General features: G+C 75.0%; 17 protein-coding genes. 12 read left to right on the top strand and 5 right to left on the bottom strand.

Annotated features, from left to right (window positions below; genetic code table 11):
• The first annotated feature begins 85 nt into the window (after nt 1-85).
• A complete protein-coding gene (locus FRADC12_RS26865; RefSeq protein WP_045878702.1) occupies nt 86-2,248 on the top strand; it encodes an AAA family ATPase in 2,163 nt (720 codons plus the stop codon).
• A 92-nt stretch (nt 2,249-2,340) separates the two neighbouring features.
• Nucleotides 2,341-4,284: a glycosyltransferase family 39 protein gene (locus FRADC12_RS26860; RefSeq protein ID WP_232304072.1), complete on the top strand. Its 1,944-nt coding sequence runs from the start codon at nt 2,341-2,343 to the stop codon at nt 4,282-4,284.
• 258 nt (nt 4,285-4,542) lie between these two features.
• Here FRADC12_RS26860 and FRADC12_RS26855 read toward each other — a convergent pair whose 3' ends face one another.
• Nucleotides 4,543-6,162 carry a glycosyltransferase gene (locus FRADC12_RS26855; protein WP_232304071.1) on the bottom strand — a complete coding sequence of 540 codons (1,620 nt, stop codon included), beginning with the start codon at nt 6,160-6,162 and terminating at the stop codon, nt 4,543-4,545.
• 600 nt (nt 6,163-6,762) lie between these two features.
• Here FRADC12_RS26855 and FRADC12_RS26850 point away from each other — a divergent pair.
• The 3 genes from FRADC12_RS26850 to FRADC12_RS26840 all read left to right on the top strand — a co-directional run bounded on the left by FRADC12_RS26850 (nt 6,763) and on the right by FRADC12_RS26840 (nt 10,346).
• A complete protein-coding gene (locus tag FRADC12_RS26850) occupies nt 6,763-8,586 on the top strand; it encodes a glycosyltransferase family 39 protein (protein WP_045880298.1) in 1,824 nt (607 codons plus the stop codon).
• The gene (locus FRADC12_RS26845; protein ID WP_045878699.1) at nt 8,586-9,836 is read left to right on the top strand and encodes a putative hexosyltransferase; all 1,251 of its coding nucleotides are present in this window, start codon (nt 8,586-8,588) and stop codon (nt 9,834-9,836) included. Before FRADC12_RS26850 ends, FRADC12_RS26845 begins: the two co-directional genes overlap by 1 nt.
• A gap of 315 nt (nt 9,837-10,151) precedes the next feature.
• Nucleotides 10,152-10,346 carry a DUF5703 family protein gene (locus FRADC12_RS26840; protein WP_084011429.1) on the top strand — a complete coding sequence of 65 codons (195 nt, stop codon included), beginning with the start codon at nt 10,152-10,154 and terminating at the stop codon, nt 10,344-10,346.
• Nucleotides 10,347-10,430: 84 nt separating this feature from the next.
• Here FRADC12_RS26840 and FRADC12_RS26835 read toward each other — a convergent pair whose 3' ends face one another.
• On the bottom strand, nt 10,431-10,724 hold the full coding sequence (locus FRADC12_RS26835; RefSeq protein WP_045878697.1) for a helix-turn-helix domain-containing protein: 294 nt from the start codon (nt 10,722-10,724) through the stop codon (nt 10,431-10,433).
• Nucleotides 10,725-11,030: 306 nt separating this feature from the next.
• On the opposite strand from FRADC12_RS26835, the gene FRADC12_RS26830 reads away from it, so the two are divergent.
• Together FRADC12_RS26830 and FRADC12_RS33630 are read left to right on the top strand one after the other, a co-directional pair.
• On the top strand, nt 11,031-11,471 hold the full coding sequence (locus FRADC12_RS26830) for a CBS domain-containing protein (protein ID WP_045878696.1): 441 nt from the start codon (nt 11,031-11,033) through the stop codon (nt 11,469-11,471).
• A 216-nt stretch (nt 11,472-11,687) separates the two neighbouring features.
• Complete coding sequence (locus FRADC12_RS33630; protein WP_232304070.1) at nt 11,688-12,638, top strand: phosphoribosyltransferase family protein; 951 nt, start codon at nt 11,688-11,690, stop codon at nt 12,636-12,638.
• A gap of 34 nt (nt 12,639-12,672) precedes the next feature.
• On the opposite strand, the gene FRADC12_RS26820 is transcribed toward FRADC12_RS33630, so the two are convergent.
• The gene (locus FRADC12_RS26820) at nt 12,673-13,632 is read right to left on the bottom strand and encodes a zinc-binding dehydrogenase (protein ID WP_045878695.1); all 960 of its coding nucleotides are present in this window, start codon (nt 13,630-13,632) and stop codon (nt 12,673-12,675) included.
• 177 nt (nt 13,633-13,809) lie between these two features.
• Between FRADC12_RS26820 and FRADC12_RS26815 the strand changes: the two genes are divergently transcribed.
• The 5 genes from FRADC12_RS26815 (at nt 13,810) to FRADC12_RS26795 (ending at nt 20,588) form a co-directional block, all read left to right on the top strand.
• Nucleotides 13,810-14,190, top strand: a complete 381-nt coding sequence (locus FRADC12_RS26815; protein WP_045878694.1) for a TfoX/Sxy family protein — start codon at nt 13,810-13,812, stop codon at nt 14,188-14,190.
• Nucleotides 14,191-14,467: 277 nt separating this feature from the next.
• Nucleotides 14,468-15,730 (top strand): septum formation family protein, encoded by a 1,263-nt coding sequence (locus FRADC12_RS26810; protein WP_045878693.1) that lies wholly within the window; start codon nt 14,468-14,470, stop codon nt 15,728-15,730.
• Between the two features lie 78 nt (nt 15,731-15,808).
• The gene (locus FRADC12_RS26805; RefSeq protein WP_084011215.1) at nt 15,809-16,813 is read left to right on the top strand and encodes a septum formation family protein; all 1,005 of its coding nucleotides are present in this window, start codon (nt 15,809-15,811) and stop codon (nt 16,811-16,813) included.
• Nucleotides 16,814-16,966: 153 nt separating this feature from the next.
• The gene (locus tag FRADC12_RS26800; protein WP_045878692.1) at nt 16,967-18,439 is read left to right on the top strand and encodes an amidase; all 1,473 of its coding nucleotides are present in this window, start codon (nt 16,967-16,969) and stop codon (nt 18,437-18,439) included.
• 352 nt (nt 18,440-18,791) lie between these two features.
• The gene (locus FRADC12_RS26795; protein ID WP_045878691.1) at nt 18,792-20,588 is read left to right on the top strand and encodes an ABC transporter ATP-binding protein; all 1,797 of its coding nucleotides are present in this window, start codon (nt 18,792-18,794) and stop codon (nt 20,586-20,588) included.
• Between the two features lie 114 nt (nt 20,589-20,702).
• On the opposite strand, the gene FRADC12_RS26790 is transcribed toward FRADC12_RS26795, so the two are convergent.
• Complete coding sequence (locus tag FRADC12_RS26790) at nt 20,703-21,512, bottom strand: MBL fold metallo-hydrolase (RefSeq protein ID WP_084011214.1); 810 nt, start codon at nt 21,510-21,512, stop codon at nt 20,703-20,705.
• Nucleotides 21,512-22,597 carry an S-(hydroxymethyl)mycothiol dehydrogenase gene (locus FRADC12_RS26785; RefSeq protein ID WP_045878690.1) on the bottom strand — a complete coding sequence of 362 codons (1,086 nt, stop codon included), beginning with the start codon at nt 22,595-22,597 and terminating at the stop codon, nt 21,512-21,514. Before FRADC12_RS26785 ends, FRADC12_RS26790 begins: the two co-directional genes overlap by 1 nt.
• Nucleotides 22,598-22,651 lie beyond the last annotated feature (54 nt).

The following is a 22,651-nucleotide window of genomic DNA, read 5'->3' as shown; positions in this document are numbered from 1 at the left end:
CCCGGCCCCGCTGGTCCGCACGGGCGGGCCCGGACGCGGTCGTGGCGCGGATCGGCGCACAGTGCCGCTGGTTACGCTTCGGGCTATGCCGGAGGCGTCCTCACCTGTCCCAGACCCGCTGTTCGCCGCGTTCTGCGCGGCGGGGCTGTGGCCGGGGCTCGGGCGGACCAGCGCCGAGCGGCTGCCGGCGGCGGGGATTCACTCCCCCGCCGAGGTGGACCTCGCCCGGCTGTCCGCCGTCGAGGGCATGACGGGGCCGCGGGCGCGCCGGCTGCTGGACTCCTTCCGCGCGTCGACGGGCCGCTACGAGGTCGCCGGCCTGCTCGCCGCGGCCAGCCTGCCGGTGCGGCTGGCCCGGGGGGTCAGCGACGAGCTCGGCACCGCGGCGGCCGACGAGCTGCGCGCCGACCCGTGGGCGCTGCTCGCCGGCGGCGAGGCGGACCTCACGCACGCGGACCGGCTGGCCCGTTCGATGGGCCTGGGCCGCGACGACCCGCGGCGCGGGCCCGGGGTGCTGGTCCACCTGCTGACCCAGGCCGCGTCGCGCGCCGGGGACACGGCTGGTCCGGTCGAGGCGCTGCTGACCGGCGCCGCCCGCGAGGGGGTGCCCGACCCCGGGGCGGCGCTGGAGAGCGCGGTCGACGACGGACGGCTGCTGCCCGTCGGCGACCGGGTCGGGCTGGAGCGCTACGCGATGGCCGAGCAGGCGGTCGCCGACGGCGTGGAGCGGCTGCTGGCCACCGCCGAGCCGATGCGCCCCGGCGAGCCACGGCGCCGCCGAGCCAGGTCCGCCGGGGTGGCCGCGCTGGCGCCCGACGACGCGGCGGCCGACGACGACGAGGGCCACCAGACCGCCGAGCTCGACTTCGGCCTCGGCGACGACCCGCGGGACGAGTTCCCCGACGCCGACGAGAGCGTCGACGACGGCCCGGCGGCGCTGGTCGACCCACCGCCCGCGGCGGGCACCGACGCCGGGGTGGACGCCGCCCTCGCGGGGCTCGACGAGGTGCAGCTGGCGGCGGCGCGGCTCGCGCTGGAGTCCGGGGTCAGCGTGCTGACCGGCGGGCCCGGGACCGGGAAGAGCCGCACCGTCGCGGCCGTCGTCCGGCTCGCCCAGGCGGCCGGTGCCGAGGTCGCGCTGGCCGCGCCCACCGGCCGCGCGGCCAAGCGGCTGGAGGAGCTGTGCGACGCCCCGGCGAGCACGCTGCACCGGCTGCTGGGCGCCCAGGGCAGGGGCGGCGGGTTCGCCCGCGGCGAGCACCACCGGCTCGACGCCGAGCTGGTCGTCGTCGACGAGGCGTCGATGGTCGACGCGGAGCTCGCCGCGGCGCTGATCGAGGCGCTCGCCGACGGCACCCACCTGCTGGTCGTCGGGGACCCGGCGCAGCTGCCGAGCATCGGGCCCGGCCAGCTGCTCGCCGACCTGATCGAGTCCGGCGTCGTGCCGGTCACCGAGCTCGGCCGGCTCTACCGGCAGTCGGCCGGCGGGGCGATCGCGCAGCTCGCGACGGCGGTCCGCGGCGGTGAGCTGCCCCCGCCGGCCGGCGGCTCCGACCGCGAGGTGGTGGTCGTCGCCGCCCGGTCCGCCGGGGAGGCCGCGCACCGGGTCGTGCAGCTGGTCACCGACTCCATTCCCCGGGTGCTGGGGATCGTGCCCGCCGACGTGCAGGTCGTCACCCCGGTGCACGCCGGCCCGGCGGGCACGGTGGCGCTCAACGCCGCCCTGAAGGACCGGCTCAACCCGGGCCCGGGAGCGGTCAGCGGGTTCGACGTCGGCGACCGGGTCGTGGCGACCGCGAACCATCTCGACGTCGGGTTCGCCAACGGGGAGATCGGGGTCGTCACGAAGCTGGCGGACCGCGGCGGTTTGCTCGTGACGTTCCCGGGAGGGACGCTGGAGGTGCCGGTGACCGCGCTCGGGGACCTGCGCCACGGCTGGGCCGTCACGGTGCACCGGGCGCAGGGCAGCGAGTGGCCGGCGGTCATCGCCGTTTTCCCACCGGAGGCCGGCCGGATGCTCAACCGGCCGCTGGTCTACACCGCGATCACCCGCGCCCGCGGCCACCTTTCGGTCGTGTGCGTGAACGGCCCCGCGCTGCGCCAGGCGGTGCGCTCCGCCGGGGGCCGCCGGCGGGTGACGTTGCTCGCGCCCCTGCTGGCCGGCGCCGAGCTCGGCGAGCCCGACGACGTCGACGACGAGCTGGACGCGCCGCCGGCCGCCCGGCGCGAGACCGAGCCCGTCGGGTGAGCGGCGACGCGGAGGCCGCGTCCCGGCCAACCGGACGCGGGCAGGGATGGCGGGAACGCTGGGGCCGGCGCGGCCTGGGTAGCGTGCCTGGGGTGACCATCGACCCTTCCACCACCCCGGCCCTGTTCCCGTCGGGTGACGAGCCGGCCGCCGACCCGGACGCGAAGCGCGCGGCGACGGCCACCGTGCCCCGCCAGGCGGCCCCCGTCGACCCGGACCCGGCCACCGCGCCGGCGCCGGTCGCGACGACGCCCGGCGGCCTCGACACCGGCGGCCTCGCCCGCCTCGAGCCGCTGGGGGCCGGCCCAGCCACCGCCGGCCCGGCCGCCGCCCGGCCGGCCACCGGGGATCTGGACCACGAGACGGGTGACGCGACTGGGCCCGGACGCGCGGCCGCTCACGGCGGCCGCAGGTGGCCGCCGGCGGTCCCCCGCGCGCTGACGCCGGTGGAGCGGCTCGTCCGGCGGGCCGCGGCCAGCCCGCTGGCCGCGCGGGCCTGGCGGCGCGCGCCGGTCGTGCTCGTCGCCGCCGTGGTCGTCGTGGGCGGGGTGCTGCGGTTCGCGACCCCGAGCCACCTGTGGCTCGACGAGGCGCTGACCGTCGAGATCGCCCGGCGGCCCGTCGGCGGCCTGCTCGCCGCGTTGCGCCACGACGGGTCACCACCGCTGTATTACCTGCTGCTGCACGTCTGGATCAAGATCTTCGGTGACGGCGACGTCGCGGTGCGGGCGCTGTCCGGGGTGCTGTCGCTGGCGACGCTGCCGCTCGCCTGGGCGGCGGGCGTGCGCGCGGGCGCGCTGGCGACCGCGCACGGCAACGGCGACGCCGGGACGCCGCGGCGGGTCGCCCGGGCCACGCTGCTGCTGTTCGCCAGCTCCCCGTACGCGATCCGGTACGGCAGCGAGACCCGGATGTACTCGATGGTCGTGCTGCTGGCGCTGGCGTTCGGGCTGGCGGTGGTGCGGGCGCTGGAGCAGTCGTCCGTGCGCCGGCTCGCCCTGGTGGCGCTGGCGACCACGGCGCTCGTCTACACCCACTACTGGACGTTCCTGCTGGTCTTCACCGTCGCCGCGTTCCTGCTGCTGCAGTCGAGGCGCCGCGCGGTCTACCGGCGCCCGACGCTGCGGGCGTTCGCCGCGATGGCCGCCTCCGCGGTGCTGTTCGCGCCGTGGATGCCGTCGTTCCTGTTCCAGATGCTGCACACCGGCACCCCGTGGGCGCCGCGGGTGCAGGCCCAGGTGCTGCTGGACACGGTGTTCGACTGGGCCGGGCCGCAGTCGACGGGGGCGCTGCTCGGGCTGATCCTGCTCGGCGGGGCGCTGCTGGGCCTGACCGCGCGGCCCAACGGCCGGGAGCTGGCGGTCAAGATCTCCGGGCGGATGCCGGGCCGTTACCTCGCGGCCGTCTGGCTGGTGCCGCTGACGCTGGCCTGGTTCGTGAACATGTTCGGCGGCAGCGCCTACACCGAGCGCTACACCGGCATCTCACTGCCGGCCTGCCTGATGCTGGCCGCGCTCGGCCTGTCGTTGCTGACGTCGCGGCGCTGGCGCAGCGGGGTGCTGGTCGTGGCGTCGCTGTCGGGGCTGATCGGCGGGTTCCAGCTGTCCCGGGTGGAGCGGACGCAGGCCGGCGAGATCGCCGCGGCGATCGCCGCCCAGGCCCGGCCGGGTGACGTCGTCGCGTTCTGCCCGGACCAGCTCGGGCCGGCCGTCTACCGGGCGCTGAACCGGCTCGGCGAGGACGACCTGCGGGAGTACTCCTACGCCGACTCGACCGGCCCGGCGCTGGTCGACTGGGTCGACTACGCCGCCCGGATGCAGCGCGCCAACGGCGCCGACTTCGCCCGCCAGATGAACACCGTCGCCGGCCCCGACCACGCGATCTTCCTGGTGAAGGCCGACGGCTACCGGTTCCTGGAGCAGTCCTGCAGCCTGATCTCCGAGCAGCTCGGCGTCGTCCGCGACGGCAGCCCCGTGGTGAGCAAGCTGCCCCTCTTCGAGGGCGCCGGCCTGGAACGCTTCTCCACCCTGCGTTGACCCCGAGGGCTGGTTGGCCCGAACGGGCGCTGAGCGCCCGCGGGCCAACCAGCCGGTTCGGGCGCTGAGCGCCCTCACCAACCTGGATCTGGGGCGATGGCGACCTACGAGGCAACACCCATCCAGCGTCAGGACCTCTGGCCACCACCCACCGCACCCAGATCGGCAGGCACCCGGGCAGCCGTGGTGGTCACCAAGTGCGCCGTGACCGCCACCATGATGTACGAGTGAGCGGCTCCCGCGCTGCGGGGGCTGCGCCTACGCCGTGGTTGCCGGGTCGCCCGTGGCCTGGTGCGGGAGTGGGCTGGGGATCGCGGCCGGGTCGGGCGCCGGGCGCAGCGTCGTCGCGACGGCGAGGACGAGCAGGGCCATCGGCAGCGTGTAGTGGTTGAAGAACGACTGCTTGTTCAGCTCGACCATCGTCAGCAGCACCAGCGCGCCGCCGGCCGCGAAGCCGGTGGCGTCGCCGCGGGCCCGCCAGGCCAGCAGATAGGCGGCCGCGAGGGCCACGGCGGTCACCCCGAAGCCGACGTGGACGCCGAAGTGGGCGGCCCAGCCCGGCACCGACAGCGAGTGGTCGAGCACCGGGTAGTCGAGGTTCGCGCGGACGGCGTCGTGGAAGAACGCGCGTGGGTCGTCGAGCACCCACGGCGCGACGATCGCGCCGCCCAGGGCACAGGCGGCGGCCGCCCGACGTGGCCCGAACGCCGGCCACGCCGCGGCCACCGGGACGAGCAGGGCGACGTGCTGCTTGGTCGCCAGCGCGACCGCGAACGCGACGACAGGGACGGCTCCCCGGCCGGCGCAGGCCGCCCACACCATCACCGCGAGGCAGCCGACCAGCAGCGGCTCCGTCCACGACTGCTCCAGCGCGTAGCAGTACGACGGGAAGACCAGCACGAGCAGCGGCAACACCGGCATCCAGGGCGCCGCCGCGGCTCGGGGCGCGAGCGCCCGGACCGCGCAGACGGCGACGACCAGCGCCGCCAGCAGGCCGTAGCGGACGTCACCGAACAGCAGCCGGAACGGCGCCAGGAGGATCGAGGTGGCCGGGAGGTACGGGTAGACGTCGGTCAGCCCGCCGTGCAGGTCACCGGGCCGGCCGGTGGCCCACACCTGGTGGTACATGTTCACGCCGTCGCCGAGGCCGGCGGAGGACTCCTGCAGCAGGTGGAAGACGTCGATCTGTGGGTCGGGAGCGGCGAGCACCGTCGCGACCCCGGCGCCGGTCGCCAGCAGCAGCACGGCGAGGAATGCCCGTCGGCCGCGCAGCGCCGCCGACACGCACGCCGCCGCCCGGCTGGCCGGGCGGCTGGGGCCGGCCAGCGCCGCGAGCACCCCGGCGGCCGCGAGCAGGCCGGCCGTGATCTGCAGCCACTTGGCGACGCCGACGAAGGCGCCCGAGCCGTAGTAGTGCGGATGGCGCAGCGGCGGGCCGAGGCCGATCAGCAGGGCCAGCGCGACCCAGGTGACCCGCCACGACAGCCATCGTGTCGGGCGGCCGATGCGCCGGGCGGCCAGCCGCACCGGCCGGCCGAGAAAGCTCGCCGCCGAGCCGTTGCCGGCGAGCATCGCCACGGTGACCGCGACGAGGGCCCAGCCGGCGAGAACCGCGGCCATCGCGTAGCCGCCGTACCGGCCGTCCTTCGCCGCGATCCCGACCGACAGCGCGGACCAGCCGGCCAGCAGCCCGGCGACCCGCGCGGCCACCGTCCCGGACGGCTCCGCGGCCGGTGGCGCCGCCGCGGCCGCGGCCGGCTGCGCCGCCAGCGTCCCCGGCTCCGTCGCCAGTCGCGCCCCTGGCACGGCCGGATCGGCCCCGAGGATGGCGGCCGCACCGAGGGTGACGACGCGCGCATCGGGGACAGGAGTGGCCATGACGGCACCATGCCAGACCCGGGCGGAACCGGCCGCGACCGGGCGTCCCGCCACACCGCCGCCGCATCCGGCCCCCGGTCTGGCTGCCGCCCGTGGCGTCGACGGACCCACCTGACGCTACGGGCCGATCACGACTGGTACGGAAGGGCTGCGCGCCGGCCCGGCGAGGCAGGGGCCGGCCGTGTCGGGTTGGCGACGCATGCGAGACTGGGCGCGCACACCGGCCTTCGACCGGTCGCGCCAACGCGCCCTGCCCTCGGAACCGACGGCGTAGGACGTGGCGGCGCTTCGGGGGGACGCGGGCCGCTGTGGGACGCCGTCGGCACCAGCGAACTGGCGGGACCAGTGACTCGGCAGGACCAGCGGCGCGGCCCGACGGGTGACGCCACCAGCGGCACCCGGACCGCCGGCCAGGCCGGTGGTGCGGCCGGCAGTACCGGCGCCACCCGCGCCAACGGTGGGATCGAGCACTCCGGTGCCGCCGGGCGGCCGCCGGAGGTGGCCGCGGCAAGCATCGCCGCGGCGGCCACGGCCGGTGGCGGCGAGCAGGAGCGTCGGGTGGCGCACGCCCCCGACGGACAGGGACGGAGAGGACAGACCGTGACGGACGTCGCGGTCCGGCCGGCGGAGCGCATCCCCGAGCCGGTCGACACGCCGGACAGGCGCCCCACCCGGGCGGACCGGATCTTCCAGGCCGTGATGCTCGTCATCCTGGCCGCCGCCGTGCTCGTGCGGTTCTCCGCCGGCCAGGACCTGTGGCTCGACGAGGCGCAGAGCGTCGCGATCGCGAAGCTGCCGCTGACCGGCCACGGGCCGACGATGTTCACCGGCCTGCGCGAGGACGGCTCCCCGCCGCTCTACTACCTGTTCCTGCATTTCTGGGTCGGCGCGTTCGGCACCGGCAACGTGGCGGTGCGGACGCTGTCCGCGCTGTTCAACCTGGCCGCCGCCGGGCCGCTCTACCTGCTCGGCCGCCGCCTCGTCGGGACCAGGGCGGCGCAGGTCTCGGTCGTGCTGTACATCACCTCGCCGTTCGCGCTGCGGTTCGCGACCGAGACCCGGATGTACAGCCTGATCGTGCTGCTGACCACGCTGGGCGGCCTGGCCGTCGAGCGGGCGCTGCGCAGGCCGTCGGTGCTCTCCGCCGTGTACGTCTCCCTGTGCGCCGGCGGCCTGGCGCTGACCCACTACTGGTGCCTGTACCTGCTGCTCACGGTCGGCGGCTGGCTGGTCCTGCTGTGGTGGCGCCCGCCGTTCCTGTTCCGCGCCGACCGGGCCAACGCGGCGCGCGCCGCCGCGGGCGGGCCGGGCGTCGACGAGGCGACCGCGGACGCCGTCGCCGACGCGCTGGAGCTCACCGGGCTGCCCACCGACCCGAACCTCCTCGTCGCCGTCGGCCCGCCCGACGCGGGGGCCCGCGCCGCGCGGCACTCGGCGCTCGCCGGCGCCGCCCGCGACGCCGCCGCCGGCCGCCGGCCGCGGTTCCCGGCCGGCGGCCGCCGTGGCGCGTTCACCGCGCTCGCCGGCATCGTCGGCGGCGCGATCGTCTTCTCGCCGTGGCTCGGGGAGTTCCGCTTCCAGTCGAAGCACACCGGCACCCCGTGGGGCGAGCCCGCGAGCTACGCGGCGATCTCGCACGCCTACGGGCAGTGGGCCGGCGGCCCGTCGACGGTCGGGCGGATCCTGCTGCTGTTCGTCACCTGCCTGGTGGCGCTCGGCATCGCGGGGCGCGGGCTCGGCGGGCGGTTCGTGCTGTTCGACCTGAAGGGCTCCGAGCCGGCCCGGACACTGTTCTTCCTCTCGACGGGCACCCTGTTCGTCGCCGTCACCGCTGGGCAGGTCGTCGGCAACGCCTGGGCCGACCGGTACACCGCGACGGCGTTCGTCCCGTTCCTGCTGGTGATCGGCCTGGGCGCGACGGTCGTGCGCAGCGAGCGGTTCTTCCGGGTCACCGTGGTGATCTGCGCGCTGGCCGGCGTCCTCGGCGGCTTCAGCGACGTCAGGATGCAACGCACCCAGGCGAGCGAGGCCGCGGCACACCTGCGGCTCGACGCCAGGCCGGGCGACGTGCTGCTCGTCTGCCCCGACCAGCTCGGCCCAGGCCTGGCCCGCACCATCCCGGCCGGGCTGAAGGCCCACCTGATCCCGACATGGGCACCGCCGGACCGGGTCAACTGGGTCGACTACGCGCAGCGCAACAAGGCCGCCGACCCCATCGCCCTCGCGAAGCGGGCCGTCGCCGAGGCGGGCCCGAACCACCAGATCTTCCTGGCCGACTCGGGCAGCTACCGGACGTACGAGACGCTGTGCCTGAGCATCCAGGAGGAGCTGCGCAGCCTGCGGCCGAAGGCGAACCTGGAGATGGAGCAGGGCGAGCCGGCGAAGGTCTACGAGAACTACCAGCTCGTGCGGTACCAGCCGTAATGCCGCAGCTGCGGACGGGGCAGCCGGGGGCACACCGGGCGGCCCGCCGAGCCGTCGACGACACCGACACCGCGGTCGGCGCGCCGGACGGCCCGCCGGACGGCGCTGGCGGGCTGCGGCGCCAGGACCTGAGCGGTCCCGGGCCGGACGGTGGGTTCGCGGCCCGCTGGTACCTGCGGGAAGCGGCCGCGGCGTGGGTCGGCGGGCGGATCGTCGTCGCCGCCGCGCTCGGGCTGGTGCACTTCCTGGTCGGCTCGGTCGCCGACAACCACGGCGTGCTCAAGCACACCGGCCTGCTCGGCTGGGACGCCGGCTGGTACCAGGAGATCGCGACCCACGGCTACGGCGGCGCAGGTGAGGAGAGCCGCCGGTTCTTCCCCCTGCTGCCCATGGTCGTGCGGGCGCTGGGGGCCATCGTGGGACACCAGGGCGTGCTCCTGCTGCTGCTGGTGAACGCGCTGGCATTCGTGTTCACCGTGCTGCTCGCGCGCCTCGCCGGCCAGGAGGGCTTCGACGACGCGGCGGTCCGCCGGGTGATCTGGCTGTCCGCGCTGGCGCCGCCCGCGTTCGTCCTCGTGATGGGCTACGCCGAGGCGCTCGCGCTGACGCTCTCCGTCGGGGCCTTCCTCGCCGCCCGTAGCGGGCGGTTCGGGCTCGCCGCCGTCGCCGGCCTGCTGAGCGGTCTGTGCCGGCCGCTCGGCCTGCTGCTGGTGGCGCCGATGGCGATCGAGGCCGCGCGCGGCGCCCGTGGAACCGGGCCGCGCGGCTGGCTCGCCCGGCTGGCCGCCGTCGTCGCCCCCGCGGCCGGCGCGGGGATCTACCTGGCCTGGTCGGCCGCCACCTACCATGACGGGCTCGCACCGCTGACCATGCAACGCGACGCGGCCCGCCACGGCGCGACCGGCAACCCGGTGTCCGTCGTCTGGCACGCTGCCACCGGCGCGCTGCACGGCAACGTCGGCACGTCCCTGCACGTGCCGTGGCTGCTGCTGGCGATCGCCGGCCTGGTGGTGATGGCCCGGCGGCTGCCGGCCAGCTACACGGCGTGGTGCGGGCTGATCCTGCTGACCGTGCTGACCGGCTCGAACCTGGACTCCACCGAGCGTTACCTGCTCGGCGCGTTCCCGTTCCTGTTCGTCGCGGCTCTCGTCACCGGCCAGCGGACCGTCTGGCCGCTCGTCCTGACCGCGTCGACCGCGACGATGACCGTCTACGCGACCCTCGCCTTCACGCTGTCGTACGTCCCGTAACGAGCGAGTAGGCCGGCCGGGCGCGCCGGCCCGGGGCCCGCGCGGCGTCGTCGCGGCGCGGCCGGCGCCGGGCGCGGCTCGCGGTGCGACAGGCCGTGACCGGGCCGCCAGGCTGGACCGACACCGCGCCGTGGGACGCGTCACCGGACCGTCAAGTGCACCCGAAACGCATCCCGGTGGGCTACCTGGCCGTTACCGTGTCGACACCGGCTACCCCGCCGGTCGGTTTTCAGGCCCCGCGGCCCCGCGGCCCGGTGGGTGGCCGGCAAGGACGCGGCCTCGCCTGGAGGCGTCCTTTCTCCACGGAGGATGCGGATGGATCTGGAGTACCAGCGGCTGTACCTGCCGGCGGGCACGGACCGCCGGACCGCGCAGCAGGTCCTGGCCATGCACGCCGAGTTCGGCGACTGGGAGCTGGAGTGGCTGCGCCTGTTCCCCGACGGCTCCCGGCGGGTCGTCCTGCGCCGCCGCCGGCGCCCGGGCAGCCTGCCCGGCTACCTGCCGACCTAGCGTCACCAGCCTGGCGCCCGCGGGCGGCGAGCCGCCGGCCCCGGCTGGCTGACTGCCCCGCGGCCGGCAGGCTCGCGGGCGCGGTCAGGCCGAGATGCGCGTCGCCACGTAGTCCAGGGCGTCGGCCACATCGCCGGCATGGCCGCAGGCCGCGGCGATGTCGTCCAGGGAGATGCCGAGGACGGCGCCGAGGGCGGCGACCGTGAAGAACGCCGGCGTCGGGATCCGACCCGACTCGATCTTGCGAATCGTCTCGGCCGACACGCCAGCGAGCTCGGCGACGCGCACCATGCTGCGCTCGCCTCTCGCGGCCCGCAGCAGAGCCCCGAGCCGCTCCCCACGCGCTCGTTCGTGGCTGGTCAGCGGTGTCCGCACCATGCTGCACATCTTAGTACTGTGATAGTTATCCCGCATCGCGCGACGGTCCCGTTGACACGCCTGTTGCATGAGGTCGACGACGCGTCCTGGAGCAGGCAACCAGGGCCGGCCTGAACCGCGCGCGGCTTGTAGGCCGGCAGACGGGTACGTCCCACAGCGGCCTGCCGGCACCCGGCGGTGGCGCGCAGATCGCGGCCCGCCCGCATCCGTCACCGCCCGCCAACGAACACCGCTCCGGCCGCCGCCAGTCACTGCCCGTGCCCCCGGCTGTCAGCGAGCGGCTGGACCGCCGATTCGAGGAGCGCCATGACCACCGCACGCGACATCATGCACCGGGACGCCACCTGCATCGGATCCACGCAGACGCTGCTCGACGCCGCCCGCAAGATGCGGGAGCTCGGCGTCGGCGCGCTGCCGATCTGCGGCGAGGACGACCGGCTGCAGGGCATCATCACCGACCGCGACATCGTCATCCGCTGCCTGGCCACCGGGGGCGACCCGGCGACGACGCCGGCGAGCGCCCTCGCCCAGGGCACCCCGTTCTACGTCGATGCCGACGCGAACCTCGACCAGGTCCTGACGCGCATGAGCGAGAAGCGGGTCAAGAGGGTGCCAGTGATCGAGAACCACCGACTCGTCGGCATGATCAGTGAGGCCGACCTCGCCTCCTGCGGCCAGCTGTCCGAGTCGCAGCTCGGCCAGCTCGTCGAGGCCGTCAAGTCCGGCCCCGCCGACCACACCCCCTGACCGACGCGGCGGGGCTCGACGCGAGGGCCGCCCGTTCCCCGGGCGACCCTCGCGATCCCCGCGAATGCCCGGCCCGGTCCGTGGGCGTGCCCGGACGGCGCCGGCCGGGGACGGGACCGGCGGCCGTCCGGGCACGCCGACGGCATTGTGGGGGCGTGGGAGGCGCTGTCCGGGGCCACCGCGGCGAAATCTCGGCGAGGTAGGGTCCGGGCCGTCATGGCCGATCTCCTGCTGCACTCCGCCGCCGCCGTCGTGACCATGGACGACGACCCCGCCGCGACCGGCCAGGGGCCGATCGCCGGCGGCTGGGTCGCCGTGCGCGACGGGCGGATCGCGGCCGTCGGCGGACCGGGCGACCCGCGGCCCGACGCGGACGAGGCCGTCGACCTCACCGGGCACGTCGTGCTGCCGGGACTGGTCAGCGCGCACCAGCACTCGATGGACTACCTCTTGCGCGCCTGCACGACCCAGCCGGCCGACTTCCCCGGCTGGCTGGCCGCGCCCGGGCAACCCCGGCTGGGGGGAACCGACGATAGTGGCGAGGGAGCAGCCGAGATGGCGGACGAGCGGGCCACCTACCGGGCGACAGTCGGCTCACAGGAGATCGACCTGCCGCTCACCCCGATCTCCGACGACCTGACGGTCGCGCTGCTGATGACGATCGACGTCGGCCTCACGTTCATCCGCCAGGCGGGCGCCGACCTCGCGGCGCTGCTGGCACCGAGCCGGCCCGAGGTCGTCGTCTCCGCTGCCACGCTGGGCATCCCGGTCGCGATCGAGGTCAGCCGGGCCCTCGGCTTGGACGACTACGTGATCCTGCAGAAGACCCCGAAGGCGCACCTCGCCGACGCCCTCACCGAACCGCTCCAGTCGATCACGACCGGGGTGCCACAGCGGCTGCTGCTGGACCGGGCCCGGGTGCCGGCCGTCGCCGGGCGGCGGGTCGCGCTGGTCGACGACGTCATCGCGACGGGCGGCTCGATCGCGGCGTCGCTGCGCCTGTTGCGCGCCGTCGGCGCCGACGTCGTCACGATCGGCGCCCTGCTCGTCGAGGGGTCCGGCTGGGGCCCGGCCCTCGGCGACGACGCGGCGCTGGTCACCGCCCTCGGGCGCATCCCGGTCTTTCGCCCGACGTCCGGCGGCGCGCTGGCCGAGCACTGGGACTAGCGCTCCAGCCCCGGCCCGGTGCTCTCTGTGGCGGTCAGCGCCGGACGACGAGCAGGGTCTTGCCGACCGTGGCGCGGGCGGCTATCGCCGCGTGGGCCGCGGCCGCCTCGTCGAGCCCGAACCGCTGCCCGATCAGGGGACGCAGGCTACCCGCGGCGGCCGCCGCCAGGGCGGCCCGCAGGTATCGGCGGTTGTCGGCCAGGCTCGGTCGCTGCCGGACGACGGTGACACCGCGCGTGGCCGCCTCCTCGTCGGTCACCGCCGCCCAGCTGCCGCTGGTCAGCCCGTAGGACAGCAGCCGGCCGCCGGGGGCGAGCAGGCCGAAGGCGGCCCGCCCGATCGTCCCGCCGACGCCGTCGAGGGCGACATCGACGGCGCCCATGGCGTCGCGCACCTGGTCAGGCCAGTCGTCGCGCAGGTAGTCGACGGCGACCTGGGAACCGAGGTCCGCGGCCAGCGCGGTCTTCGCGGCACCGCCGGCAGCGGCGACGACCGTCGCGCCGGCCGCCCGGGCGAGCTGGACCAGCATCGAGCCGACACCCCCCGCCGCGCCGTCGACCAGCACCCGCTCGCCTGGCGCCACCTTCGTCGCCGCCAGCAGCCAGGTGGCGGTGCGGCCGTCGGCGAGCACCGCGGTCGCCGCGTCCACGCCGAGGCCGTCGGGCACCTCGGCGAGGCTGTCGACGTCGACCGCCACCCGCTCGGCGTAGCCGCCGGAGCCGCCGAGGCTGGCGACGACCGGACGGCCCAGCAGCCGCCGGTCCACGCCCGTGCCTGCCTCGGCCACGACTCCGCCGACCCCGTTGCCCGGGACAAGCGGCACAGCGACCTGGAACGGGCCGGGGGCACCCGAGCGGATCAGCGTGTCGAGGAAGGTCACGTTCGCCACCGCCACGTCGACGACGACCTGGCCAGGCCCGGCCACCGGGTCTGGCGCTGTCCCGGCGACGAGCACCTCAGGGCCGCCGAACTCCCTCAGCCACACCGCGCGCATGCGTCTCCTCCACGTCCGGGTACTCACACCGGTTCCAGTCGACAACCTCAAGCTCGGATGAGGTCAACCGGCCGGGCCGGAAAGTTGTCGGTGGCCGCGGCGACAATGTCGGCGGCGGGGTCCTGACGGCCTGGCGGTGCCGGCCCGGCGACGGCTCGCGGCGAGGGAGGTCTGGCGATGGCGTTCGACGCGGAGCTGGCGGAGCGGGTCCGGGACGTGCTGGGGCCGCGGGCCGGGCTGACCGAGAAGCGCATGTTCAGCGGGCTGGCGTTCCTGCTGGACGGGAACATCGTCTGCGCCGTGATGTCCAGAGGCCTGATGCTGCGCGTCGGCCCGGACGCCTACCCAACCGCGATCATCCAGGATGGTGTCGGCCCGTTCGAGATGCGAGGCCGGACGATGACCGGCTGGGTGCTCGTCGACCCGGCGGCGGTCGGGGACACCGACGCGCTGATCGACTGGCTCGACCAGGGCGTCCGGTTCGCCGGCAGCCTCCCGCCCGGCGGCACGGCGAAGAAGAAGGCGAGCCGGCGGGCGGCCCCGGGGGCCGCCTCGTAGCGCGCCGGCGGCGGCCCCGCGGCGGCCGGCCAGGAAGCAGGCATACAGCCCTTCCGCGACATAAGGCAGTAATATGCACGCCACAATTCCTGAGCGCCGCGACGTCCGGCGGGCCGGGTGGTCGCGCGCTGACGCGCGGCCGCGGCCCCGCCGGGACAAAGCGCGGCGCTGCCGTCGCGACAGACAGGTGGACCGAGAAACACATGGCGGACGAGGTTTACCGCGAGCTCAGGCGTGCCGCGGCGCGGCTGTCGGCAGCGACGAATCTGGGGCGCCCGTGACAGGCGACGTGGCCGAGGACCCCGACGCCGCAGGCGAACCGGGACCGCGCGGCGGCCGGCGCGCCAGGAAGGGCCATGACGACGACCCGTTCGCGGACCTCGTGCTGGACGAGTCGTTCGTCAAGGGCGCGTCCGTGTACGAGGCGCCGGCCCGCACTCGGGCGGCCGTCCGGCGCTACCCGTCCGCGGCGCCCGCCTCACCCCGCACCCGCCGGCGAGCCCGGCGGGCGACTGCCACGGCGCCCGCCTCGTCTCCCCGCGACTGGAGCCCGGCCGAGGAGCCACCCGCCAGACGGCGCGGCCGGCTCCTGGTCGGTGTCGGCACCGTCCTGGTCCTCGCCCTCGGCACGGCCTACCTCGTCTTCGGCGGCGTTCTTCGCCACCCCGCGACCAGGAAGCCCGAACCGACGGCAGCGGCCGCGACGGCGCTGGCCGCCAGTCCGACCTCGGACCCAGGCGGCTCGCCCGGCCTGGCCGCTCGCGACTACCGGCGCGGGCACTGCTACCGCTGGGACGACGCGGCCACCTACACCGAGGTCGACGAGGTCACCTGCGACAGCGCGCACCTGTTCGAGTCGGCGGCCGATGACACCGTCAGCCTCGCCGCCGAGCTCCCTCTCGGCGCCGGGTACCCGGCCGAGGACCAGTGGACGGACATCGTGACGCGGCGCTGTCGACAGACCGTCGAACAGTTCCTCGGCTACCCGCTGGACCCGCACGGCCGGTTCTACCTGGGATCGATCCGCCCCACCGACGAGGGCTGGCAGACCGGAGACCGGAAACTGGTCTGCGGTCTCAACGGCTACTCGCCCGGCGTCCCGGCGCCGGCAGGCCAGCTGGACCTGTTCTCCGGGAAGGCCGAGGGCGCCGACCAGTCCTGGGTCTACCCGGCCGGCACCTGCCTGTCCTCCGCTGACGGCACCGGCCAGGACACCGAGGCGGTCTCCTGCGCCGCGCCGCACCAGTACGTCGCGATCGGGAACGTGCACCTGTCCGACCCCCCGGGCGCGGCGCCGCCGGCCGACGCCTCCTTCACCCGCCAGGCCGAGCAGCGGTGCGCGGCTGTCGCGCGCGGCGCGCTCGGAGGGTCGTTCCGCGAGACGCCGACCGTGCGGCTCGGCTGGTACACCATCGCCCCGGAGAGCTGGCGGGCGGGAACCCGCGGTTTCACCTGCACCGTCCGCTACACAGACGGGTCCGATAAGCTACGGAACGTGACAGGCGACCAACTTCACCCCGCACAGGACGTCCTCGCCTGACCAATCTGACGAGACTGGGACCGGCGGCCGCGCCGTGGCCGCTCCCCCGTTCACCGCCGAGCAGAGGTTGAGGAGCAGTTGACGGACTGGAAGCCCTGGCGACGGTCGTTCTGGCGGGGGCGGGACGCGGTCGGCCTGGATGTTGTGCTCGTACTGGCCACGATCACGGTGGGCTGCCTGGCGTTCGGCCTGACCGGGCGGCACGGCGCGCCCGCCGCCGACGGCGCGGCCACCGCGGCGGCGCCCGACCCGCCCGCAGCCGGCAACGTCTCCCTGGGCCACCTGGACTACCAACGCGGCCACTGCTACCGCTGGGCCCAGAGTGCCGTCCTCGACACCACGGCCCTGGACGTGCCGTGCGCCGAGCCGCACCTGTTCGAGGCGGTGTCGGCTGCCACGCTCGACCCCGGGCTGTACCCAGCGGGCGGCGCCTACCCGACGGAGACCGGCTGGGCGGCGATCACCGCCGGGGTCTGCGGGCCAGCGGCGGCGGCGTTCCTGGGCTACCCGCTGGACCCGGACGGGCTCTTCGCGACCGGCGCGGTCCGGCCGTCGACGAACCGCTGGGACGAGGGTGACCGCACCCTGGTCTGCGGGCTGCGCGAGCGCCCGCTGGTCGCCGACCCACCGGCGGGCGAGCTGCCGGCCTTCACCGGGATGGTCGAGGGCGCGGACCAGTCGCTGGTCTACCCGGCCGGCTCCTGCCTGGCCGAGACCGGCACGCGGGTGCGCGGCACGGTGCCCTGCGACGCCCCGCACGAGGCCATCGCCGTCGGCGCGATCACGCTGCCCGCGAAGCCCGGCGAGGTGGCCCCCGACGACGGCCAGTTCGAGCAGCTCGCCGAACCGCGCTGCATGGCCATCGCCAAGGGCTACCTCGGACAGGACTTCCACGACTCGCCGACGGCGCAGACCGGCTGGGACCGGATCTCGACGGCCAGCTGGCGCGCGGGCTCCCGGTCGTTCACCTGCACCGTCGAGTTCCGCACCCAGACCGGTGCGCCCCGCGCGGTCACCGGCGCTCCGGTCGGCCCGGCGAACCCGGCCGCCGCGCCCATGCTCACCGGCACTCTGGCGGAATAGACCGCGGGCCGGCGCGCGCCCGCGTCGCGCGGGTGGCACGATCACGGCGTCCGGCGCGCCAGCCCGTACGGCGGGGCGGGCCGGCCGCGGCCGACCGGCCGGCGCCGGTCCGGGCCGCTCGGTGGCACGCACGGTTCTCAGGGTGGAGGGGCGATGGAGTTCGCGCGGTACCGGTCGCTGGACGCGACGGCGATGGCCGAGCTGGTGGCCGGCGGCGAGGTGAAGCCGGCCGAGCTGCTCGCGGCGGCCCGCGACCGCGCCGCCGCCGTCAACCCGAAGCTCAACGCGATCATCCGACCGATGGACGATCTCGCCGACGCGCGCCTCGACGACGAGCTGACCGGCCCGTTCGCCGGCGTGCCCTTCCTGCTCAAGGACCTCGGCCAGGACTACGCCGGCGTGCCGACCTCCGCCGGCTGCCGGGCCCTGAAGGACCACATCCCGACCGAGCACGAGACGGTCGTCGAACGCTGGCTCGACGCCGGACTGGTCATCTTCGGCAAGACCAACACCCCCGAGTTCGGCTCCAAGGGCATCACCGAGCCCGAGCTGTGGGGACCGGCCCGCAACCCGTGGAACCTGGCGCACACGCCCGGCGGGTCATCCGGCGGGTCCGCGGCCGCGGTCGCCGCGGGGATCGTGCCGGTAGCGGGCGCGAACGACGGCGGCGGGTCGATCCGCATCCCGGCCGCGTGCTGTGGCCTGTTCGGCCTGAAAGCCGGCCGTGGCGTGGTGCCGCACGGCCCCGCCGAGGGTGACGGCAACGGGATGTCGACGCACGGCGTCGTCTCCCGCTCGGTCCGCGACACGGCCGCGATGCTCGACGTGCTGGCCGGCGCCGACCCGTACGCCCCGTATCTTCCGGCCACCCTGCCGCCCGGCGGCTACCTCGCCGAGGTGGGCCGGGAGCCGGGCCGGCTGCGGATCGGGGTGCGCGCGACGTCCGCGCTCAACCCGGCACCGTCCCCCGAGGCCGCCGCCGCGCTCGACGACGCGGCCGCGCTGCTGCGCGAGCTTGGCCACGACGTCGAGCCCGTCGAGCAGGTCGTCGACGAGAAGGCCCTGGCGACGGACTTCCTGACCGCCTGGTACGTGAAGACCGCGCAGCTGGTCGCCCAGGCGCGCGCCGACGGCGGAGACGGCTTCGAGACCGACACACTGATCATCGCGGAGCTCGGCCGGACCACCGATGCCCTGGCCCTGGAGCTGGCCCGGTCCCGCTGGCACGGCTACACCCGGGCCCTGGTGGACTTCCACCGCCGCTACGACCTGCTGCTCACCCCGACGCTCGCCCGCGAGCCGCTGAAGGTCGCCGAGGTCACGACGTCGGCGCTGGAGACGGCCGCCGGCATGACGCTGGTCCGGCTGCGGGCCGGCAAGCTGCTGCGCCGGCTCGGGGTGATCGAGAAGGCGGTGCTCGCGAACCTGAGCTGGGTGCCGTTCACCCAGCTGGCGAACCTGACCGGGCGGCCCGCGATGAGCGTCCCGCTGTACTGGACCACAAACGGCCTGCCCCTCGGCGTCCAGTTCGTCGCCCCCCTCGGCGGTGAGGGAACCCTGCTGCGTGTCGCCGCTCAGCTGGAGACCGCCCGGCCCTGGTTCGACCGGGTACCTGACCTGGTCTGACCGTCCCGGCAAGATCATGAGGCGGCGCGTCGCGGCCCGTCAACAGCGTGGACAACAGCGTTAGAACGCAAAAATGAGGTGCGACGGACGCCGGGGCCGGGCGATCCTTGTTCTCATGCACACCGAGACCGAAAGAGCTGGGTCGCGCGGGCCCTGGCGAAAACGAGCCAGGGCCCGCGGCCGCCAGGCGCGCGCACGGCGCCCGGTAACGGCGGACGGCCTTGCCGGCGCTCTCGCGTCCACGTCCGGTCCGCGGTCAGCCGAGAATGTCCGCCCACCCGACCAGACGGCCGGGGACGGGAAGCCCGCGCAGCCCGGCGGGCACGCGGGCCTTCGTTCCTATCTGCGTTTCATGTGGACCTTCCGCCGGTCGGTGCTGGCCGTCGTCACCGTCTTCGTCGTCGCGGACATCGCGCTCGCGGTCATTCCCCTTTTCATCGGCCGTTTCGTCGCGGCGCTCGCGAGCACCCCGCACGGCCACGTGCTCGCCTACACCGTCGCGCTGATCGCCTGCAGCGTCTGCCACGACCTGTTCTGGCGGACCGCCGAGCTGATGTACATGAAGTGGCTCAACCCGCGCGGCTACGACTACCAGAACCTGCTGTTCCGCCGGGTGATCGACCAGGAGTACCCGTACTTCGCCGGCCGGGCCACCGGCAAGGTGAGCGGCTACGCGCGCACGCTCGGCCAGGAGTTCCGGGACTTCCTGGACAACGTGTGCTTCAACTACGTGGAACTGGCCGTCAAGCTGCCGTCCATCGTGCTGATCATGTTCACGGTGAACCTGCCGACCGGTCTGCTGTTCAGCGCCGCGATCGTGGTCATGCTGGTGGCCGGGCGCCGGACCGCGGCCCGTTCGGCTCGCGAGGAGAAGCGCTCGACCGACGTCAACGCGGAGATGGAAAGCTACATCATCGACGTCGTCGCGAACTTCGTCAGCGTGAAGTCGTTCCGGCGGGAGAACGCCGAGCACGGGCTGGTCGTCGAACGCCGCCAGGACGTGGTCCGCGCGTCGAACCGGTCGATGTTCTGGGCCATCATGTTCTGGGGCTCGATGAGCCTCGTGGTGCGTTACCTGGTCTGGCCGGGCGCGCTCCTGCTGAACCTCTACCTCTACCTGCACCACGAGCTGACGATCGGCCAGCTGACCACTTTTCTGTCGGCACTGCTCATCTTCTCTGACTTCATCTGGGGCGCGATCTGGGAGACCTCCCAGCTCAACCTGCGGCTGGCCCGGGTGGAGGAGGCCTACACCTACCTGTTCGGGCCTCGCGACGTCCTCGACGACGACGCGTTCCCCAACCCGGACGCTCCGGGCCCGGACGAGATTCCCGCCCAGGCCACCGCGGACGTCCCCCGCCCACCGGTCGCTACCGGCGCGGGCGACGGGAACGGCGCGCGCCCGCTGGGCCGGCTGGAGCTGCGGGACGTCACGTTCGCCTACCCGGACAACCCCGCCATCCGGGTGCTGGACGGGGTGACGCTGACGATCGAGCCACGCGAGAAGGTCGGCATCGTCGGGCGGTCGGGCTGCGGCAAGACGACGCTGCTCAAGCTGCTGCTCGGCTACTACCGGCTGCCGCTCGGCATGGTCGCGCTGGACGGCCGGACGATTCCGAACCGGCGGCTGGCCGCGGCGATCTCCTACGTGCCGCAGGACATCTCGCTGTTCCACCGGTCGATCCGGGACAACATCACCTACGGTGCGCCCGGGGAGCTCCAGGATGCCGACGTGCACGAGGCGGCCCGCCGGGCGCACGCGCACGAGTTCATCGTCCGCGCGGCAGAGGGCTACGACACGCTGGTCGGCGAGCGGGGGATCAAGCTGTCGACCGGCCAGCGCCAGCGGATCGCGATCGCCCGCGCGCTGCTCGACCAGAAGCCGCTGCTGGTGCTGGACGAGGCGACCAGCGCCCTGGACAGCGAGAGCGAAGGGCTCGTCCAGCACGCCCTGGAAGGCCTGTGGGCGGACCGGACCGTCATCGCCGTCGCGCACCGCCTGTCGACGCTGCTGCGGATGGACCGCATCGTCGTCGTCGACAACGGCCGCATCGTCGAGCAGGGCAGCCATCAGCAGCTGCTCGATGCCAGGGGCGACTACCACCGTCTCTGGCAGCAGCAGTCCGGCGAGATGCTCGTCAGCGACTGAGCGGGCCTGCCCCCGGCCCCGGCCATGCACCGAGGGACTGCGGTGTCCCCATGGCCGGGGCGGCGGGGGCGGCCTCGGCCGGCGGGCATCCCGGGGCGGGCGCTCGCACCGCCGTCAGTGGCCGCGGTCGAGCCAGCTCTGGCGGGCCGGAGCCTCGGCGGCGATGGTCGTCGCGCGGCCGTGGCCCGTGCGGACGGTCGTGCTGGCGGGCAGGCACAGCAGCTGGCTGGTGATCGAGTCGATGATGGTCGGGAAGTCGGAGAACGACCGGCCGGTCGCGCCGGGCCCGCCCTGGAACAGGGTGTCGCCGGTGAACACCGTGTTCAGGCCCGGCGCGTAGAAGGACACGCTTCCCCAGGTGTGCCCGGGTGTGTGCAGGGTGGTCAAGGTGACCGCGTCGGGGCCGGTGCCGACGGTGAACTCCTGGCCGGCCGCGATGTCCAGGTCGGGGGCACGCCCCGGGTGGGTGCGGTCCCACAGCTCGCGGTCGGCGGGGTGCAGCCAGATCCTCGCGCCCGTCGCGGCGGCGAGCGCGAGGGCGGCGTCGACGTGGTCGTCGTGGGCGTGGGTGCACAGGATCGCCGCGAGGTGGCGGTCACCGACCGCGGCGACGATCGCCTTCGCGTCGTGCGGGGCGTCGAGGACGACGCACTCCTCGTCGTCACCGATCAGGTAGACGTTGTTGTCCACGTTCCACCGGCCGCCGTCGAGGGAGAACACCCCTGAGGTGATCAGGTGGTCGATCCGGACCCGGCCGCCCTGCCGCGTCCCGTCCGAGCCGAGCGCCCAGGCGACGGTGCGCGCGGAGTCCCCCGCGCCGGGCGTGGCCTGGTCCGCGCCGGCCGCGGGACGATCGGCATCATGGCTCCCGCCGGCCGAGACGGCGGCGGACCCGTCGGCTCCGTTCGCTCCGGTGGCGCACATCAGAGCATCACGACCGAACGCAGGACGTCGCCTCGCTTCATCGCGTCGAAGGCTGCCTCGACGTCGGTGAGGGCGATCTTCTCGGAGACGAACCTGTCCAGGGGCAGCCGGCCCTGCAGGTAGAGGTCGATGAGCATCGGGAAGTCGCGGCCGGGCAGGCAGTCTCCGTACCAGGAGGACTTCAGCCGGCCGCCGCGGCCGAACACGTCGAGCAGCGGGAGCTCCAGCTTCATGTCCGGCGTCGGGACCCCCACGAGGACGACCGTGCCGGCGAGGTCGCGGCCGTAGAAGGCCTGCTTCCAGGTCTCCGGCCGGCCGACCGCGTCGATGACGACGTCGGCGCCGAAACCGCCGGTCAGCTCCTGGATGGCGGCCACCGGATCGGCGCTGCGCGAGTTGACCGTGTGGGTCGCGCCCAGGGTCGACGCGAGCGCCAGCTTCCGGTCGTCGACGTCCACCGCGATGATCTTCGCGGCGCCGGCGAGCCGCGCGCCGGCGATCGCCGCGCCGCCGACGCCGCCGCAGCCGATCACCGCCACGCTGTCGCCCCGCCCGACCTCACCGGTGTTCATCGCCGCGCCGAGGCCGGCCATCACCCCGCAGCCGAGCAGGCCGGCGACCTCCGGCGGCGCGGCTGGGTCGACCTTGGTGCACTGGCCGGCGGCGACGAGGGTCGTCTCCAGGAACGCGCCGATCCCGAGCGCCGGCGACAGCGCGGTGCCGTCCTCGAGGGTCATCTTCTGGGTGGCGTTCGCGGTGTCGAAGCAGTACCAGGGCCGGCCCCGCCGGCAGGCGCGGCACTGGCCGCACACGGCGCGCCAGTTCAGCACCACGTAGTCACCGGGCCCGACGTTCGTGACGCCAGGGCCGACCGCGCTGACGACGCCGGCGGCCTCGTGGCCGAGCAGGAACGGGTAGTCCTCGGAGATCCCGCCCTCGCGGTAGTGGAAGTCGGTGTGGCAGACCCCGCAGGCCCTGACGTCGACGGTCACCTCGCCCGGGCCGGGATCCGGCACGACGACCGTGCGCAGCTCGACCGGCGCGCCCTTCCGCATCGACACGACGCCCTTGACCTGACGGCTCACCGCTGGACCTCCGCTCGCCTGGGCCGGTGATGGCGCTCACCCGGTCCTTGGTCA

It is taken from the genome of Pseudofrankia sp. DC12, assembly GCF_000966285.1.
In the GTDB taxonomy this organism is placed as follows: domain Bacteria; phylum Actinomycetota; class Actinomycetes; order Frankiales; family Frankiaceae; genus Pseudofrankia.
This window is presented reverse-complemented; position numbering and strand designations above follow the sequence as displayed.